Origin of the sequence: Aeromonas sp. R7-2 (assembly GCF_040908105.1) — a bacterium.
In the GTDB taxonomy this organism is placed as follows: domain Bacteria; phylum Pseudomonadota; class Gammaproteobacteria; order Enterobacterales; family Aeromonadaceae; genus Aeromonas; species Aeromonas caviae.
On sequence record NZ_JBFODC010000036.1, the window covers coordinates 375,666 to 389,923 of the forward strand.

Consider the following 14,258-nt stretch of genomic DNA (forward strand, 5'->3'; position numbering starts at 1 on the left):
TTCGGCGGCCCTCAAAGACGTAAAGATGACGTCGCGTCCCGGCGACCCAGAAAGGTGAAGTAGATGAATACCAAGTTTGATGAACTGCTGGAGTTCCCCTGCAAGTTCCCGTTCAAGGTGCTTGGCGTGGCCGATCCCGCCCTGCCCGACATGGTGGTGGAAGTGCTGCAGCAACATGCTCCCGGCACCTACAGCCCGACCGTTCAACCTAGCTCCAAGGGCAACTATCACTCGGTACGGGTGACGGTCACCGCCCAGAGCAAGGAACACATCGAGGCCATGTATACCGCCCTTGGCAAGATCGAGCTGGTTCGTTACGTCCTGTAAGTTGCCTCTCTCGCCCCGCCACCGGGGCGACTGATTATTTGCCGCCCGGTCGCAGCGGCGACCGTACCGACACCGCGCCGCCAGTGAGGAAAGATGTCACTCGAAACGCCCGCCGAGCCACAACCGTCAGCCGGCCAACTGCTCGTCAGACAGCTGGGCCGTCGCCCCTACCAGCCGGTGTGGGACGCCATGAAGGCGTTCACCGACAATCGCACCCCCGACACCCCGGACGAGTTCTGGGTGGTGGAGCATGACCCCGTCTACACCCAGGGTCAGGCCGGCAAGGCCGAACACCTGCTCGCCCCCGGCAACATCCCGGTGGTGCAGAGTGATCGCGGTGGCCAGGTGACCTATCACGGCCCGGGCCAGCTGGTGCTCTACGTGCTGGTGGATGTGCGCCGCAGCAAGCTCTCTGTACGGGAGCTGGTGACCTGCCTCGAAACCGCCATCATCAACACGCTCGCCAAAAGCAATATCGAGGCCTACGCCAAGGCCGATGCCCCGGGCGTCTACGTGAAGAGCGATCTGGGCATGGAGGCCAAGCTGGCGTCCCTGGGCTTGCGCATTCGCAAGGGGTGCTCGTTCCACGGGTTGGCTCTCAACGTCAACATGGACATGACCCCCTTCCTGCGCATCAATCCGTGCGGCTATGCGGGCATGGCCATGACCCAGACCAGCGCCCTGGGCGGCCCGCAGAGCGTCGCCGAGGCACAGTCCCTGCTGGTGACGGAGCTGGCCCGCCTGATTGGCTACCAAGAGATCACGAATACCGAAGAGGCGGCATGAGCAAGCCCATGCTGCCTGGCCATGAGGGCACAGAGATGACCCTGGTGGCTATCAACCAGACAATAACAAACACCGAGAGTGAATCATGAGCAAACCCGTTCGTATGGAGCCGGGCGTCAAGCTGCGCGATGGCGACAAGATGGCCCTGATCCCGGTGAAATTCATGCCGGATCCCAACGAGGAAGTGCTGCGCAAGCCGGAGTGGATGCGGATCAAGCTGCCGCCGTCGAGCCAGAAGATCGAGCACATCAAGAGCACCCTGCGCAAAAACAAGCTGCACTCTGTGTGTGAAGAGGCTTCCTGCCCCAACCTGGCGGAGTGCTTCAACCACGGCACCGCGACCTTCATGATCATGGGCGCCATCTGTACCCGCCGCTGCCCCTTCTGCGACGTGGCCCACGGCCGTCCGTTGCCGCTGGATCCGGAGGAGCCGAAGAAGCTGGCACTCACCATCAAGGAGATGGGGCTCAAATACGTGGTGATCACCTCGGTGGACCGCGACGATCTGCGGGACGGCGGTGCCCAGCACTTCGCCGACTGCATCAAGCAGATCCGCGAGCACAGCCCGCAGACCCGCATCGAGATCCTGACCCCGGACTTCCGTGGCCGGATGGAGCAGGCGCTGGAAGTGTTCCGCGAGACCCCGCCTGACGTGTTCAACCACAACCTGGAAACCGCCCCGCGCATGTACCGGGTCGCCCGGCCGGGTGCCGACTACAAGTGGTCCCTGGAGCTGCTGCGCCGCATCAAGGAGATGCACCCCCACGTGCCGACCAAGTCCGGCGTCATGATGGGTCTGGGCGAAACCAACGAAGAGATCGTGCAGGTACTCAAGGACTTGCGCGAGCACGGCGTCAACATGCTGACCCTGGGCCAGTACCTGCAACCGAGCCGCCACCACCTGCCGGTGAAGCGTTATGTGCCGCCCGCAGAGTTCGACGAACTCAAGGATGTGGCCATGGAGCTCGGCTTCAGCCACGCCGCCTGCGGTCCCTTCGTGCGTTCCTCCTACCACGCAGACCTGCAAGCCAAGGGGGAAGAGGTCAAATAAGCCTCTTTTCCTGCTGGCAGAAAAAAGAGCGCCCCTGGGCGCTCTTTTTTTATCGCCGTCACCTCGCAGGCAGCGGTTGTCCCTTTGTGATTGGCGCCGTTCTGGCGTAACGTGGCCACTCCCCTTCTCTGGAGTGCTGTGCCGGATGCCGACTCTCACCGTTCGCCTGATCCCCCTGCGTGACGCAGACTTTCCCGCCTATCGCGACTACTTCATCGAGGATTACGCCCAGGATCTTGCCAACAACCACGGGATGGCGCTGCCTGACGCCCACCGTCAGGCCGACGCCTCGTTGCAGCAGCTCCTGCCACTGGGTGTCGCCACCCCGGGTCATCACCTGCTCGCCATGGTACCTGAAGCCTCGAACGCACCGGGCGAGCCTCTGGGCTATCTCTGGCACGCCATCGACGGCGCCGCCGGCACCTCCTTCATCTACGACTTCTATGTGACACCGCCCCATCGTGGTCGCGGCCTCGGCAAGGCAGCCATGGCCGCCCTGGAAGCGCAGCTCGCCCCCCTAGGCATCCACCAGATCAAGCTGAGGGTGGCCCATGACAACCCGAGGGCACTGGCGCTCTATCAGGCGCTGGGCTTCACCATCACGGGCTACAACATGGCAAAGCGTCTGGATTGAGCACCTTCATTGGGCCACCACCCGGCCCATGGCTCAGAGCGAGATGCCGGAAAAAGACATGAAGCCGAGGGACATCAGCCCGGCCACGATGAAGGTAATGCCGATACCCCGCAGCCCCTCGGGCACATCCGAATACTTCATCTTCTGACGCAATCCCGCAATGGCGACGATGGCCAGCAGCCAGCCCAGCCCTGAGCCCGCCCCGTAGACCACGGATTCGATGAAGTCGTAATCCCGCTGCGCCATGAACATCACCCCACCGAAGATGGCACAGTGCACCGTCAGCAGCGGCAGATAGATGCCGAGCGCGTGATGGAGCGCCGGGAAATGTTTGTCCAGCACCATCTCCATCACCTGCACCAAGGCCGCCAGCACCCCGATGTAGACGATGAAATCGAGAAAGCCCAGATCAAACTCCCCGAGGAAGGTACTCTCGGGACGCAGGATATGGCGGTAGATCAGGTTGTTGAGGGGGATGGCGATCACCATGACCACCAGCACCGTCATGCCCAAACCGAAGGCCGTGTTGATGTTTTTCGAGACGGCCAGGAAGGTGCACATGCCAAGGAAGAAGGCCAGCGCCAGGTTTTCCACAAAGATCGACTGGATGAAGAGATTGACGTAATAGTCCATGAATGAGCTCACCACTTGGTTGCAATAAGAGCACGTCCGCGCCCGGCCAACGGCCAGTCGCGAAGATGACGTCACGGATGACGTTTACAGAGAGAGCTGGCGCAGCACCCAGAATGACCACGGCAGCCGCCAGACTGCCGAGCAGCCCGGTCAGCGGTACTCAATGACGGGGATCAAACGGGCAGGCGCCCGGCTGGTGAACCTAGTCGCCCTGACAGAAGCGATATTGCAGGTGGTGGCAGCGAAGCCGCCGTGTGTGCAGAGCGCCGAAGTAGTCGGGCCGCTGCCTGAGATAGATGAGAGGCAGGAAGAACAGCAGGCCGCAGAGCAGGCCGAGGATCTCGTGCTGGAACCAGGCCAGCAGCATCTGGTAGAGCTCGGCATGAGCGGCCCCTTCCAGTCGCCGTCCCTGCTCGAAACCGAGCCGCCACTGGGAGGCGGGCGGCAGGCTGACGTTGTCGGCAAGCCCCGGGTTCGCTGGCTCATGGAACAGCATCGGCCGCTCCTGCCCTTGCGTATCCATTCCCTTAGTTGCAACGACCCCTGCCGCCGCCGCAGCGGCAAGCCAGAGAAGGCAGGCGATGGCAAGCACCATCGGCCATGACGAGGGGCGGCGAGAGGATGACAAGGGGGCGGTCCGTCAAGAAAAATTACAGGTGGAATATATCACAATACCGTCACTTATTGCATTTTCCACCATGAGATATTAACAGGAGCGATATTAAACACCGCCCCATTCCCTAAAACCGGCAAGGTTGCACCACCTTGAGAAAGCGACTTGCATCTTCCTCAAGGTGAGGGCTTAGCCCTGCTCGAAGGCCGGGTGATAGCGCACTTCACCACTGGGCATGGCAGCGCCGAACGAGCGGGCCATGAAGTACTCGGGCGGCACGCCGGGCAGCGTCAACCCCGGCTCGGACACGAAACCAAAACGGCCGTAGAAGCCGGGATCCCCCAGCACCACGCAGCCGGCCGCTCCCATCCCCTTGAGCTCGGCCAGACCCGCGTCCATCAGCCGTGACCCCAGCCCCCTGCCCTGAAGCGCAGGGGAGACGGAAATGGGGCCAAGGCCATACCAGTGCGGGCTGCCATCGCTGATGGTGACCGGCGAGAAGCAGAGGTGGCCGACCACCCGCCCCGCCTGCTCCGCCACCAGCGACAGGCTGAGTGCCCCGGCCTGGCGCAAGGCGCGCACGATCAGCTGTTCGTTGTGATCGGTATGGGGGGCATTGAGGAACGCGGCCACGGTCAGCGCTTCAATGGCGTCGTGATCGGCGCCCGTTTCAGGTCGAATGAGAATATTCATAAGGTTTTCTCCGTTTGTTATCTTGCAATGGATGGCCTGATCAGACTGTCTGCAGGCAGCAGATCACATAGCCATAGCTGCCCAGGTATTGGCGGTGGATGGCCACTTCCCGGCTCAGATCCTGCCAGGCTGGGCTATCCCCCAGCTCGGCACGGTGGCGCGCCAGATTGCGCTCGATGGGATCCAGATAGTTGTCCCAGGCCCTTTGCGGCAACGGGGTATGCCACAGACAGCGATAACCCGCCTCCTGCACCGTTTTGAGCAGGCCCGCCAGGGTCTGCATGGCGGGATAATCTCGCTGCCAGAACGCCAGCGCCTCCTCTGGGGGCGTGTCAGTCAGCCACACCAGGTCGCTCAGCACCAGGCAGGCAGCAGGGCCGGCAAGGTACGGCCGCCATGCCTGCAAGGCGTTGGCCACCCCGATGGTGTAGGCACTCCCCTCGGCCCAGATGAGATCGGCGGGGGCAAGGTCTGCCGGCAGCGCCGCCATGTTGGCGCACAGGGTAGTGACCTGACTCAGCCCCGCCGCACTGGCCGATCTCGCCACGGCGGCCAGCGCCTCCTCGTCCAGATCGATGGCTACGATGGTGGCGTCCGTCACCTGTGCCAGCGCCAAGGTGGCGGCGCCGCGCCCGCAGCCCATGTCGAGGATCCGGCGAGGCTGGCTGGGCAGCGCGGCAAACTGCTGCTGGGTGAAGAGGCTATCGCCCGGCCCCCAATAGCTCATGCCGTCCAGCAGCAGCTTGAAATCCCGGATGTAGCGCTCATGTTCGTTCATGTCTTTGCTGAGCCACTGCAGGTGGTAACGCTCTTTTTCACTGAATCCCTGCTTCATCACCCAGGCAAAGTAGGCCTGCGGGGCTTGATGCTGCAGTTGCCGCTGCCAGGCCTTGAACTCGTCGCCGGAGTGCGCACGCAAACCGGCGAGATCCGCCAGCAGATCCCGGGCGCGTTGCATCCGCGCCAGCTCTTCATCCAGCTCCCTGACCCGGGTTTCCAGCGTTGCCTGCTCCAGCTCGCCCGCCAGACAGGCGAGGCACTGCTTGAGGCTGAGCCCGCCGGCCTGCAGAGCCTGTACCATCCGCAGCCGCTGCAGATCGTCATCGTCGTAGTGGCGATAGCCGTTGGCGCCCCTCGTGCCCGCAATCACCCCCAGCTTCTCGTAATAGAGCAGGGTGGAGCGGGCCAGGCCGCAGCGCCGGGCCAGTTCGGATATTTTCATGACAGCAACTCGCTGAGGGGTCCGTGACCCGATGAAGGGAAGCTTAAACTGTGAAGCAATAGACGGGTCAACGACAACATCCGGGTTAACACCATAAAAAAACGGCCACCCTGAGGTGGCCGTCATCGGCAGCAAGAGAGACTCGCGGGAATCAGAGACCGGCAGCTTCCAGATGCTCCACCAACAGCTGCACGCTGCGGTTGCCGCGCCACTCGTTGACGTCGAGCCGGTAGACCAGCCGCACCCGCTTCACCGAAGCATCGGGCCAGCGCTGCAAGTCGACGCCAAAGGCGATGGCATCCACCGCGTGGCCGGAATCCGTGGTCAGCATCATCTTGAGGTGCTTCTCCCCCACCAGCCGCTGCTGCACCAGTACGAATTCCCCGTCAAACAGCGGCTCGGGGAAGGCCTGACCCCAGGGGCCGGAGGCGCGAATCAGCTCCGCCAGCTCCAGACTCAGCTCATCGGGCAGCAGCTCGCCATCGGTGAGCAGCACCCCGGTCAAGAGCTCAGGGGTCACCAGCTCGCCGATGACCGCCTCGAAGGCCCGACCGAAGGCCTCGATATTGGCCTTGGGCAGGGTCAGCCCGGCCGCCATGGCGTGGCCGCCAAACTTGCCCATCAAACCGGGGTGGCGGGTATCGAGCAGTTCCAGCGCATCGCGCAGGTGCACCCCCGGGATGGAGCGCCCGGAGCCCTTGAGCTCGGTCTCGCTGCTCTCGGCAAAGGCGATGACCGGGCGGTAGTACTTCTCCTTCACCTTGGAGGCCACCAGCCCCACCACCCCCTGATGCCACTCGTTTCGGTGCAGCACGATGCCGGAGGGCACCTCGCCGTCACGAAAACGGATCTGCTCCAAAGTGGCGAGCGCCTCCTGCTGCATCCCCTGCTCGATCTCCTTGCGCTCCTGGTTGAGGCTGTCCATTTCGGAGGCGAACTGGCGCGCCAGGTTGATGTCGTCACAGAGCAGACAGGCGACCCCGAGGGACATGTCATCGAGCCGGCCCACCGCGTTGAGGCGCGGCCCCAGCGCAAAGCCGAGATCGGCAGCGCACAGGCGACGACCGTCGCGGCCCGACACATCCACCAGCGCCTGGATGCCGGGGCGACAACGGCCGGCCCGGATCCGCTGCAAACCCTGATGGACCAGAATGCGGTTGTTGCCATCGAGCGCCACCACGTCGGCCACGGTGCCGAGGGCCACCAGATCCAGGTAATCCGCCACGTTGGGGGCGCGCAGCCCCTGGCGCTCATACCAGCCGCTCTGGCGCAGATGGGTGTTGAGGGCCGCCATCAGATAGAAGGCGACCCCGACCCCGGCCAGGGACTTGGAGGGGAAGTCGCAGCCATGCTGGTTGGGGTTCACTATCGCGTCGGCGTCAGGCAGCTCCTGACCCGGCAAATGGTGATCGGTAACCAGTACCTGCATGCCTGCCGCCTTGGCCGCCGCCACCCCGGCGATGCTGGAGATGCCGTTGTCCACCGTGATCAGGAACTCGGCGCCGCGGGCCACCGCCAGCTCGACGATCTCCGGGGTGAGGCCATAACCGAACTCGAATCGGTTGGGCACCAGAAAATCGATGTGGTGCCCCCCCATGGCGCGCAAGGCCAGCACGCACAGGGCCGAGCTGGTGGCGCCATCGCAGTCGAAGTCACCGACGATGAGAATACGTTTTTGCGCCGTCAGCGCCTCGGCCAGCAGCGGCACCGCCTGCGCCATGCCGAACAGACGCTGGGGCGGCAGCAGCTGGTTGGCGCTGCGCTCCAGCAGGGCAGGGTCTTCTACCCCGCGGCTGGCGAAGATCTGGCGAAGCAGCGGGTGCAGGGTGGCGGGCAGATGGGAATCATCAACTCGCGGACGACGACGGATTTGCAGGGGCATTGATGTGATCCAGTATCTTGAGCAGTTGTTCGGGGCTCTGGTAACCACGCACCAGGTCGCCATTGGGCAGGACCCAGCTCGGTGACGCCTTGATCCCGAGCCATTGGCTCAGGCCGATATGATGGGCAAGGATCGCATTACAGCCGCTCTCAGGCAAACGATCGCTGAAGTTGAGTTCGCGCAGCAGCCCGGGATCGCACCAGCTAGCCTGATCCGAGGCGGCGACAGGCGCAGGCAGCAGTTGCACGCTCACGCCCCTCGCCTGCAAGCGGGGCAACTCCTCCAGCGCGATGCGGCAAGGACCGCAGGCGAGATCGGTAAACAGGGTGAGGCGGTGGCGTTCAGGGGTGGCCTTGAGCCAGAGCCGGGCCTCCCCTATCTGGGAGAGCGCCAGCCTGCGTTGCTGCTGCTGGCTGAGCCGGGTGAGGTTTCTCATGTCGTGGGCCAGATCCAGCATGGAGCCCTGCAGCACATAGTCTCCCCTGGCATCGCTGTAGAGCAGTCCCTGGGCCGTGCCCAGCAGATAGAGGCCCGGCATGGGGGTCTCGTCCACCAGGTAGACCTGCACACCGAGGCGCTGCTCTATGGTCTGTTTCAACACATGGGGGTCCATCCCCGCGCTGGCCGCAAAAGCGCACAGCAGCATCATTCCCAGCAGTAAATATCGCATCAGCTCATTCACTTGGCATGATTGAAGGGTCTCATAAGGTAACCCAGACAATTCCCTCTCCCAAAGACCTTAATTAGTGATCGATTAATAATGTCCGCAAGAAAAAATCACGGGATGACAGGTTGCCAATCGGGCTTGAGCCCCGCAAGCTAATCAGGACGACGGGAGACATCTTTAGTCATCCCTCTGTTTTGCTGATGTTTTATTATTCAAATCGACGTGCGCTCAGGTGGCACGTCGTCCATTTCTAGGGGGAAAAATGAGTCTGATTCAAGAGTTCAAGGCCTTTGCATCCAGGGGCAATGTGATCGACATGGCGGTCGGTATCATCATAGGTGCCGCCTTTGGCAAGATTGTCTCCTCCTTCGTGGGAGACGTGATCATGCCCCCCATCGGGCTGATCCTGGGGGGCGTGGATTTCAGCGATCTCGCCGTGACCCTGAAGGCCGCCGAAGGGGATGCCCCTGCCGTGGTCATCGCCTACGGCAAGTTCATCCAGACCTGTATCGACTTCCTGATCATCTCCTTCGCCATCTTCATGGGGCTCAAGGCCATCAACACCCTGAAGAAGAAGCAGGAAGAGGAAGCCGCCGCCCCGGCCGGCCCCACCAAGGATCAGGAGCTGCTGACCGAGATCCGCGACTTGCTGAAATCCCAGCAGGGGAAATAACCGTTTCCTCCCTGTCGTGTGCTGAATAAAACCGCCTTCGGGCGGTTTTTTGTTGCAGGGCAGGTGAGGCGATCAGGCTCTGGGGTGGTGCTGGCCGTGCAGTACCTTGAGCCGCTCGTTGGCCACGTGGGTATAGATCTGGGTGGTGGAGAGATCCGCGTGGCCCAGCAGCATCTGCACCACTCGCAGATCGGCGCCGTGATTGAGCAGGTGGGTGGCGAAGGCGTGACGCAGGGTGTGGGGAGAGAGTTCCCCCCTGATGCCGGCTCTCAGGGCATAGAGCTTGATGCGGTGCCAGAAGGTCTGGCGGGTCATCATCCGGGCCCGCTTGGAGGGGAACACCACGTCCGAGCTGGTGCCACCCAGCAGCAGGGTGCGCCCCTCCCGGTAGTAGCGCTCCAGCCAGTGCACCGCCTCCTCCCCCATGGGCACCAGGCGCTCCTTGTTGCCCTTGCCCACCACTCGCACCAGCCCCTGGCGCAGGCTGACGTGTTCGGCGGTCAGCCCCACCAGCTCGGACACCCGCAGCCCGGTGGCGTAGAGCAGCTCGAGCATCGCCTTGTCCCGCAGTTCCAGCGGGTCGTCCACCAGGGGCGCTTGCAGCAGCGCCTCCACCTCGGCTTCGCTCAGATCCGAGGGCAGCTTTTTGGGGAGCTTTGGCCCCTCCAGCAGCACAGTGGGATCGTCGCTGCGCAGCTTCTCGCGATTGAGGTACTGGTAGAAGCGGCGCAGGGCCGAGAGGAAACGGGCCGTGCTGCTGGCCGCGAACTGATGGTTCACCCGCCAGGCGAGGTAGTGCTGGATGTCATCCAGCCCCGCCAGCAGCAGGGAACCGCCTTGTTCATCGAGCCAGAGGGCAAATTTTTCCAGGTCGGTGCGATAGGAGCTGACCGTGTTGTCGGAAAGCCCCCGCTCCAGCCAGAGGGCGTCGAGAAACGGCTCGATCAGGGGATGGGATTCTGCTTTGCTCATGGTGCGCCGCGCTCAGGGAAACAGGTCGCCATTGTAACGTGCCGACCCACCCGGGCCGCAAGGCAAGGCTGCACATCCCCTCAGGCGGTGAAGAGCCCGGCGCAATCTGCTAGACTGGCGCCCTCCCCCCGGGCGCCGCTGTGCCGGTCACGCCCCTTGCCGACTGCGATCAAGAGAAGAGCGATGAAGATAGGTTTGTTTTATGGCTCCACCACCTGCTACACCGAGATGGCCGCCGAGAAGATCCGCGCCCTCATCGGCCCCGAGCTGGTCGATCTCCACAACATCAAGGATGTGCCCCTCGCCCGCATGCAGGAGTACGACATCCTGATCCTGGGCATCTCCACCTGGGACTTCGGCGAGCTGCAGGAGGACTGGGAATCTCGCTGGGAAGACATCGCCGACCTGCATCTGGAGGGACGCATCATCGCCCTATTTGGCATGGGCGATCAGCTGGGCTATGGGGAGTGGTATCAGGATGCCCTCGGCCTGCTGCACGATCAGCTGGTCCCCAAGGGGGTCAAGCTAGTGGGCTACTGGCCCAACGAGGGGTACGAGTTTGACGCCTCCAAGGCGCTCATCGACGATGGCCGTCACTTCGTCGGGCTGGCCCTCGATGACGCCAACCAGTACGACCAGACCGAGTCCCGTATCGAGCAGTGGGTCGACCAGATCCTGAACGAGATCCACGAACTGCTCTGATCCTGATCGCCTGGATGTTCGACGACGCCAGCCAATGGACGACCAGACCGACCCCGCATCGAGCAGTGGGTCGACCAGATCCTGAGCGAGATCCACGAACTGCTCTGACCCTGATCGCCTGGATGTTCGACGACGCCGGCCAATGGACGACCAGACCGACCCCGCATCGAGCAGTGGGTCGACCAGATCCTGAGCGAGATCCATGAACTGCTCTGATCCTGGCCGCCTGGATGTTCGACGACGCCAGCCAATGGACGACCAGACCGACCCCGTATCGAGCAGTGGGTCGACCTCATATCAAGCGATCGCCATGAGCGGCGCCAACCTCCCCTGCCGGTAGCCTGCGCTCGGGCTGCCGGGCGCATAAATCGCACCGATTTTCTCGTTTGGTATCATCGGCTGACGCTATAGCGACTTTTTGCTTCTGGTCTGCAACAATGAGGTCGACACCCCATAACAACACAACGCCGGGTGTCGGAAGCAAACGGACAGACCAGAAAAGGATATTCTATGACTTCATTCTCCCTGTTGGCCCCCGCCATCGCCCGCGACGTGCTCGATCACGCGCTGGCGCTGGGTGCCGATTTCGCCGAGCTGTTTGTGGAGCGCAAGCGCCGCAGCCAGCTCAGCCTGCTCTCCAGCCAGATAGAGAACATCAGCGGTGGTCTCGACTTCGGTATCGGCGTTCGCCTGTGCTACGGCCACAAGGTGCTCTACGGCTACACCAACCTGGCCGATCGCAACGAGCTCTTGCGCATCGTTACCCTGCTGGCGGCCAAGGACAGGCGTGACCCCGTGGTCACCGTCACCGCCTTTGACTTCACCCGCCTGACCGACCGCAACCCGATCGCTCTGCCGCTGTCGGCCGACAAGCTGCTGGAGCAGAAGATCGCCTACCTGCATGCCATGGACGCTGCGGCCCGCGCCGAGAGCGACAAGGTGAGCCAGTTCTCGGGCAACGTGCTCGGCTGGGAGCAGGAGGTGGAGATCTTCAACAGCGAAGGGGTGCAGGTGAGCGATCGCCGCCACTACAACCGCATCATGGCCCAGACCATCGCCCTGGACGGGGGCGAGCAGAGCGTAGGTTATGAAGCCCCCGGTGCCATGAAGGGATGGGAGCATGCCGAGAGCATCGATCCCCGCGAGCTGGCTCTCACCGCCACCCGCCAGGCACTGGTGAAGCTGGGAGCCGCCCCCTGCCCGAGCGGCAAGCTGCCGGTCATCATGGAGAGCGGCTTTGGCGGCGTCATCTTCCACGAGGCGTGCGGTCACCTGCTGGAGACCACCTCGGTGGCCAAAAAGGCATCCGTGTTCCACGACAAGATGGGCCAGCTCATCGCCAACCCCGCGGTCAGCGCGGTGGACGAGGGCTTGCAGGGCAACGCCTGGGGCTCCATCAACGTCGATGACGAAGGGATGGCGACCCAGCACACCCAGCTCATCAAGGACGGCGTGCTGACCGGCTTCCTGGTGGACAGAATGGGGGCCCTTCGCACCGGCTACGCCCGCACCGGTTCCGGGCGCCGGGAATCCTACAAGTTCGCCCCCGCCTCCCGCATGCGCAACACCTATATCGAACCGGGCAACTACAGCCTCGACGACATGCTGGCAACCGTGGAACACGGCATCTATGCCAAGCGGATGGGGGGTGGCTCTGTGCAGCCCGGTACCGGCGAGTTCAACTTCAACGTGCAGGAGGCCTACCTCATCGAGGGGGGCAGGATCACCCGGCCCCTCAAGTCGGCCACCCTGATCGGCACCGGCCCGCAGGTATTGAAGGAGATCTCCATGGTGGGGCGCGATCTGGCCCTCTCCGCCGGCATGTGCGGCTCGGTCTCCGGCTCCATTCCCGCCTCGGTCGGCCAGCCGCCGCTCAAGGTTGACAATATCCTGGTCGGAGGGAACGCCTGATGAACATCCATGACACTCTGTGCGGTTCCATCTCCCGCCTCATTCGCGTTTCAGTCGGCCAGCCACCGCTCAAGGTTGACAATATCCTGGTCGGAGGGAACGCCTGATGAGCCAACTCGACATGAACCAACTGCTTGCCCGTCTGCTGGACCAGGTCGCCGATCTGGGTGCCGAGGCAGACGTCATCGCCAATCAGGAGAAGGCCTTCTCCCTCAAGGCCGACAAGGGCGAACTCAGTGAATACAAGGTCACAAGCAGCCAGCAGATCGGCATTCGCCTCATCAAGGAAGGCCGGGTCGGCATCGCCTATTCCGAGTCCCTCGACGCGTCGGCCCTGGACGCCATGGTGCAGGATGCGCTCGATGCGAGCCGCTTCGCCAAGGTGGACCCGGATCAGCGCATCACAGTGCAGCAGAGCAGGCTCATCACCGACTGCGCCGAGATACATCAGGCCGACACCACGGCGGTGGAAGAGAAGATCGCCCTGACCCTGCGCCTCGAGTCCGACATGCTGGCCCTGCCGGACGTGACCGGCGCCCCCTACAACGGCTTCTTCGAGGGGGAGAGCCGCTTCTGGCTTGCCAACAGCCAGGGCAGCGTCTGCGAACATCAGGAGTTCAGCGTCGGCTGCCACAGCTCCGCTCTCATCGAGCGAGAGGGCCGCCAGTCCATGCACTACCAGGGACAGTACGCACGGCGCTTCGACGAGTTGGAGAGCCAGCCTCTCATCCGCCAGATCCACGCCGTGGCCGATGGCCTGCTGATGGGTGAGGCGGTGCCGAGCGGTCGCTACAGCGTCATCTTCAGCACCCACTGCTTTGCCAGCCTGTTTGGCTGCTTCCAGTCCGCACTGTCTGGCAAGTGGGCCCAGCAGGGGATCAACCCCTGGCGCGACAAGCTGGGCCAAAGCGTGGCTTCTCGCTGGCTCACCCTGGAGAGTCGTGCCTATATGCCGGGGGGCATGAAGATCAAGGCGTTTGACGGCGAAGGGGCCGCCACTTCGGATCTCCTGCTCATCGGCGAGGGGGAGCTCAAGACCCTGCTGCACAACAGCGCCACCGCCCGCCACTTCGGCGTGACGAGCAACGGTGCAGCCGCCCGCAGTGCCCGCAGTGCCCTGGACGTGGCCCCTCGTCACCTGGTGTTCGGGCTCGGCCCCCACGGCGAGGCCGAGGTACAAAGCGGTGAGTACCTGGAGCTGGTCAAGCTGGACGGCCTGCACTCCGGGGCCGATGCGGTGAGCGGCGACTTCTCGTTCGGCGCCTCCGGCTTCCTCTGCCGAAATGGCGAGCGCGTGGCACCGGTACGCGGCATCACGGTGGCGGGCAACTTCTATCGTCTGCTCGGGGAGCTGGAAGCGGTCGGCAACCAGCTGCACCACGACGATGGCAAGGACTTCTATGCCCCGCTGATCCGCTTTGGCGGGCTCAGCATTGCCGGCAAATAAGAGGGGAGCCTTACTCGGCTCTTCCCCCTTCAAGCGGCGCCATCA

The 14,258-nt window shown here is 63.3% G+C and carries 16 protein-coding genes; 9 read left to right on the forward strand and 7 right to left on the reverse strand.

Annotation, left to right across the window (positions count from 1 at the left end; all coding sequences use genetic code 11):
- Positions 1-63 precede the first annotated feature (63 nt).
- The 4 genes from ybeD to AB5Y47_RS17150 all read left to right on the forward strand — a co-directional run bounded on the left by ybeD (position 64) and on the right by AB5Y47_RS17150 (position 2,798).
- Positions 64-327, forward strand: a complete 264-nt coding sequence (ybeD, locus tag AB5Y47_RS17135; RefSeq protein ID WP_010673756.1) for a DUF493 family protein YbeD — start codon at positions 64-66, stop codon at positions 325-327.
- A gap of 93 nt (positions 328-420) precedes the next feature.
- Positions 421-1,113: a lipoyl(octanoyl) transferase LipB gene (gene lipB, locus AB5Y47_RS17140; protein ID WP_010673755.1), complete on the forward strand. Its 693-nt coding sequence runs from the start codon at positions 421-423 to the stop codon at positions 1,111-1,113.
- 85 nt (positions 1,114-1,198) lie between these two features.
- Complete coding sequence (gene lipA, locus AB5Y47_RS17145; RefSeq protein ID WP_319862110.1) at positions 1,199-2,164, forward strand: lipoyl synthase; 966 nt, start codon at positions 1,199-1,201, stop codon at positions 2,162-2,164.
- A gap of 145 nt (positions 2,165-2,309) precedes the next feature.
- Complete coding sequence (locus AB5Y47_RS17150) at positions 2,310-2,798, forward strand: GNAT family N-acetyltransferase (protein ID WP_368220422.1); 489 nt, start codon at positions 2,310-2,312, stop codon at positions 2,796-2,798.
- Between the two features lie 33 nt (positions 2,799-2,831).
- On the opposite strand, the gene nqrE is transcribed toward AB5Y47_RS17150, so the two are convergent.
- The 6 genes from nqrE to AB5Y47_RS17180 form a co-directional block, all read right to left on the reverse strand.
- On the reverse strand, positions 2,832-3,431 hold the full coding sequence (nqrE, locus tag AB5Y47_RS17155) for an NADH:ubiquinone reductase (Na(+)-transporting) subunit E (RefSeq protein WP_010673752.1): 600 nt from the start codon (positions 3,429-3,431) through the stop codon (positions 2,832-2,834).
- Between the two features lie 202 nt (positions 3,432-3,633).
- A complete protein-coding gene (locus AB5Y47_RS17160; protein ID WP_010673751.1) occupies positions 3,634-3,927 on the reverse strand; it encodes a hypothetical protein in 294 nt (97 codons plus the stop codon).
- 306 nt (positions 3,928-4,233) lie between these two features.
- A complete protein-coding gene (locus tag AB5Y47_RS17165; protein WP_368220423.1) occupies positions 4,234-4,737 on the reverse strand; it encodes a GNAT family N-acetyltransferase in 504 nt (167 codons plus the stop codon).
- Between the two features lie 40 nt (positions 4,738-4,777).
- The gene (locus AB5Y47_RS17170; RefSeq protein ID WP_368220424.1) at positions 4,778-5,959 is read right to left on the reverse strand and encodes a MerR family transcriptional regulator; all 1,182 of its coding nucleotides are present in this window, start codon (positions 5,957-5,959) and stop codon (positions 4,778-4,780) included.
- Positions 5,960-6,110: 151 nt separating this feature from the next.
- The gene (recJ, locus tag AB5Y47_RS17175; protein ID WP_113977473.1) at positions 6,111-7,841 is read right to left on the reverse strand and encodes a single-stranded-DNA-specific exonuclease RecJ; all 1,731 of its coding nucleotides are present in this window, start codon (positions 7,839-7,841) and stop codon (positions 6,111-6,113) included.
- Entirely contained in the window at positions 7,807-8,511 is a 705-nt protein-coding gene (locus tag AB5Y47_RS17180) for a disulfide isomerase DsbC N-terminal domain-containing protein (protein WP_039041117.1), read from the reverse strand. The genes recJ and AB5Y47_RS17180 overlap by 35 nt, the downstream gene beginning before the upstream one ends.
- A 259-nt stretch (positions 8,512-8,770) precedes the next feature.
- Between AB5Y47_RS17180 and mscL the strand changes: the two genes are divergently transcribed.
- Complete coding sequence (gene mscL / locus AB5Y47_RS17185) at positions 8,771-9,181, forward strand: large-conductance mechanosensitive channel protein MscL (protein WP_010673746.1); 411 nt, start codon at positions 8,771-8,773, stop codon at positions 9,179-9,181.
- A gap of 72 nt (positions 9,182-9,253) precedes the next feature.
- On the opposite strand, the gene xerD is transcribed toward mscL, so the two are convergent.
- The gene (gene xerD, locus AB5Y47_RS17190; protein WP_368220425.1) at positions 9,254-10,153 is read right to left on the reverse strand and encodes a site-specific tyrosine recombinase XerD; all 900 of its coding nucleotides are present in this window, start codon (positions 10,151-10,153) and stop codon (positions 9,254-9,256) included.
- Between the two features lie 183 nt (positions 10,154-10,336).
- Here xerD and fldB point away from each other — a divergent pair, with 183 nt between their 5' ends.
- The 4 genes from fldB to AB5Y47_RS17210 all read left to right on the forward strand — a co-directional run bounded on the left by fldB (position 10,337) and on the right by AB5Y47_RS17210 (position 14,213).
- Complete coding sequence (fldB, locus tag AB5Y47_RS17195; RefSeq protein WP_049636563.1) at positions 10,337-10,855, forward strand: flavodoxin FldB; 519 nt, start codon at positions 10,337-10,339, stop codon at positions 10,853-10,855.
- A 510-nt stretch (positions 10,856-11,365) separates the two neighbouring features.
- Complete coding sequence (locus AB5Y47_RS17200; protein WP_049636564.1) at positions 11,366-12,766, forward strand: TldD/PmbA family protein; 1,401 nt, start codon at positions 11,366-11,368, stop codon at positions 12,764-12,766.
- Positions 12,766-12,873 carry a hypothetical protein gene (locus AB5Y47_RS17205; RefSeq protein WP_010673741.1) on the forward strand — a complete coding sequence of 36 codons (108 nt, stop codon included), beginning with the start codon at positions 12,766-12,768 and terminating at the stop codon, positions 12,871-12,873. Before AB5Y47_RS17200 ends, AB5Y47_RS17205 begins: the two co-directional genes overlap by 1 nt.
- Positions 12,873-14,213 (forward strand): TldD/PmbA family protein, encoded by a 1,341-nt coding sequence (locus AB5Y47_RS17210; protein WP_049636565.1) that lies wholly within the window; start codon positions 12,873-12,875, stop codon positions 14,211-14,213. Before AB5Y47_RS17205 ends, AB5Y47_RS17210 begins: the two co-directional genes overlap by 1 nt.
- The last annotated feature ends 45 nt before the right edge of the window (positions 14,214-14,258 follow it).

What these genes read in the sequence shown, in the direction of transcription:
- ybeD (WP_010673756.1), top strand. Translation starts at nt 64, where the DNA reads ATGAATACCAAGTTTGATGAACTGCTGGAGTTCCCCTGCAAGTTCCCG.
- lipB (WP_010673755.1), top strand. Translation starts at nt 421, where the DNA reads ATGTCACTCGAAACGCCCGCCGAGCCACAACCGTCAGCCGGCCAACTG.
- lipA (WP_319862110.1), top strand. Translation starts at nt 1,199, where the DNA reads ATGAGCAAACCCGTTCGTATGGAGCCGGGCGTCAAGCTGCGCGATGGC.
- AB5Y47_RS17150 (WP_368220422.1), top strand. Translation starts at nt 2,310, where the DNA reads ATGCCGACTCTCACCGTTCGCCTGATCCCCCTGCGTGACGCAGACTTT.
- nqrE (WP_010673752.1), bottom strand. Translation starts at nt 3,431, where the DNA reads ATGGACTATTACGTCAATCTCTTCATCCAGTCGATCTTTGTGGAAAAC.
- AB5Y47_RS17160 (WP_010673751.1), bottom strand. Translation starts at nt 3,927, where the DNA reads ATGCTGTTCCATGAGCCAGCGAACCCGGGGCTTGCCGACAACGTCAGC.
- AB5Y47_RS17165 (WP_368220423.1), bottom strand. Translation starts at nt 4,737, where the DNA reads ATGAATATTCTCATTCGACCTGAAACGGGCGCCGATCACGACGCCATT.
- AB5Y47_RS17170 (WP_368220424.1), bottom strand. Translation starts at nt 5,959, where the DNA reads ATGAAAATATCCGAACTGGCCCGGCGCTGCGGCCTGGCCCGCTCCACC.
- recJ (WP_113977473.1), bottom strand. Translation starts at nt 7,841, where the DNA reads ATGCCCCTGCAAATCCGTCGTCGTCCGCGAGTTGATGATTCCCATCTG.
- AB5Y47_RS17180 (WP_039041117.1), bottom strand. Translation starts at nt 8,511, where the DNA reads ATGCGATATTTACTGCTGGGAATGATGCTGCTGTGCGCTTTTGCGGCC.
- mscL (WP_010673746.1), top strand. Translation starts at nt 8,771, where the DNA reads ATGAGTCTGATTCAAGAGTTCAAGGCCTTTGCATCCAGGGGCAATGTG.
- xerD (WP_368220425.1), bottom strand. Translation starts at nt 10,153, where the DNA reads ATGAGCAAAGCAGAATCCCATCCCCTGATCGAGCCGTTTCTCGACGCC.
- fldB (WP_049636563.1), top strand. Translation starts at nt 10,337, where the DNA reads ATGAAGATAGGTTTGTTTTATGGCTCCACCACCTGCTACACCGAGATG.
- AB5Y47_RS17200 (WP_049636564.1), top strand. Translation starts at nt 11,366, where the DNA reads ATGACTTCATTCTCCCTGTTGGCCCCCGCCATCGCCCGCGACGTGCTC.
- AB5Y47_RS17205 (WP_010673741.1), top strand. Translation starts at nt 12,766, where the DNA reads ATGAACATCCATGACACTCTGTGCGGTTCCATCTCCCGCCTCATTCGC.
- AB5Y47_RS17210 (WP_049636565.1), top strand. Translation starts at nt 12,873, where the DNA reads ATGAGCCAACTCGACATGAACCAACTGCTTGCCCGTCTGCTGGACCAG.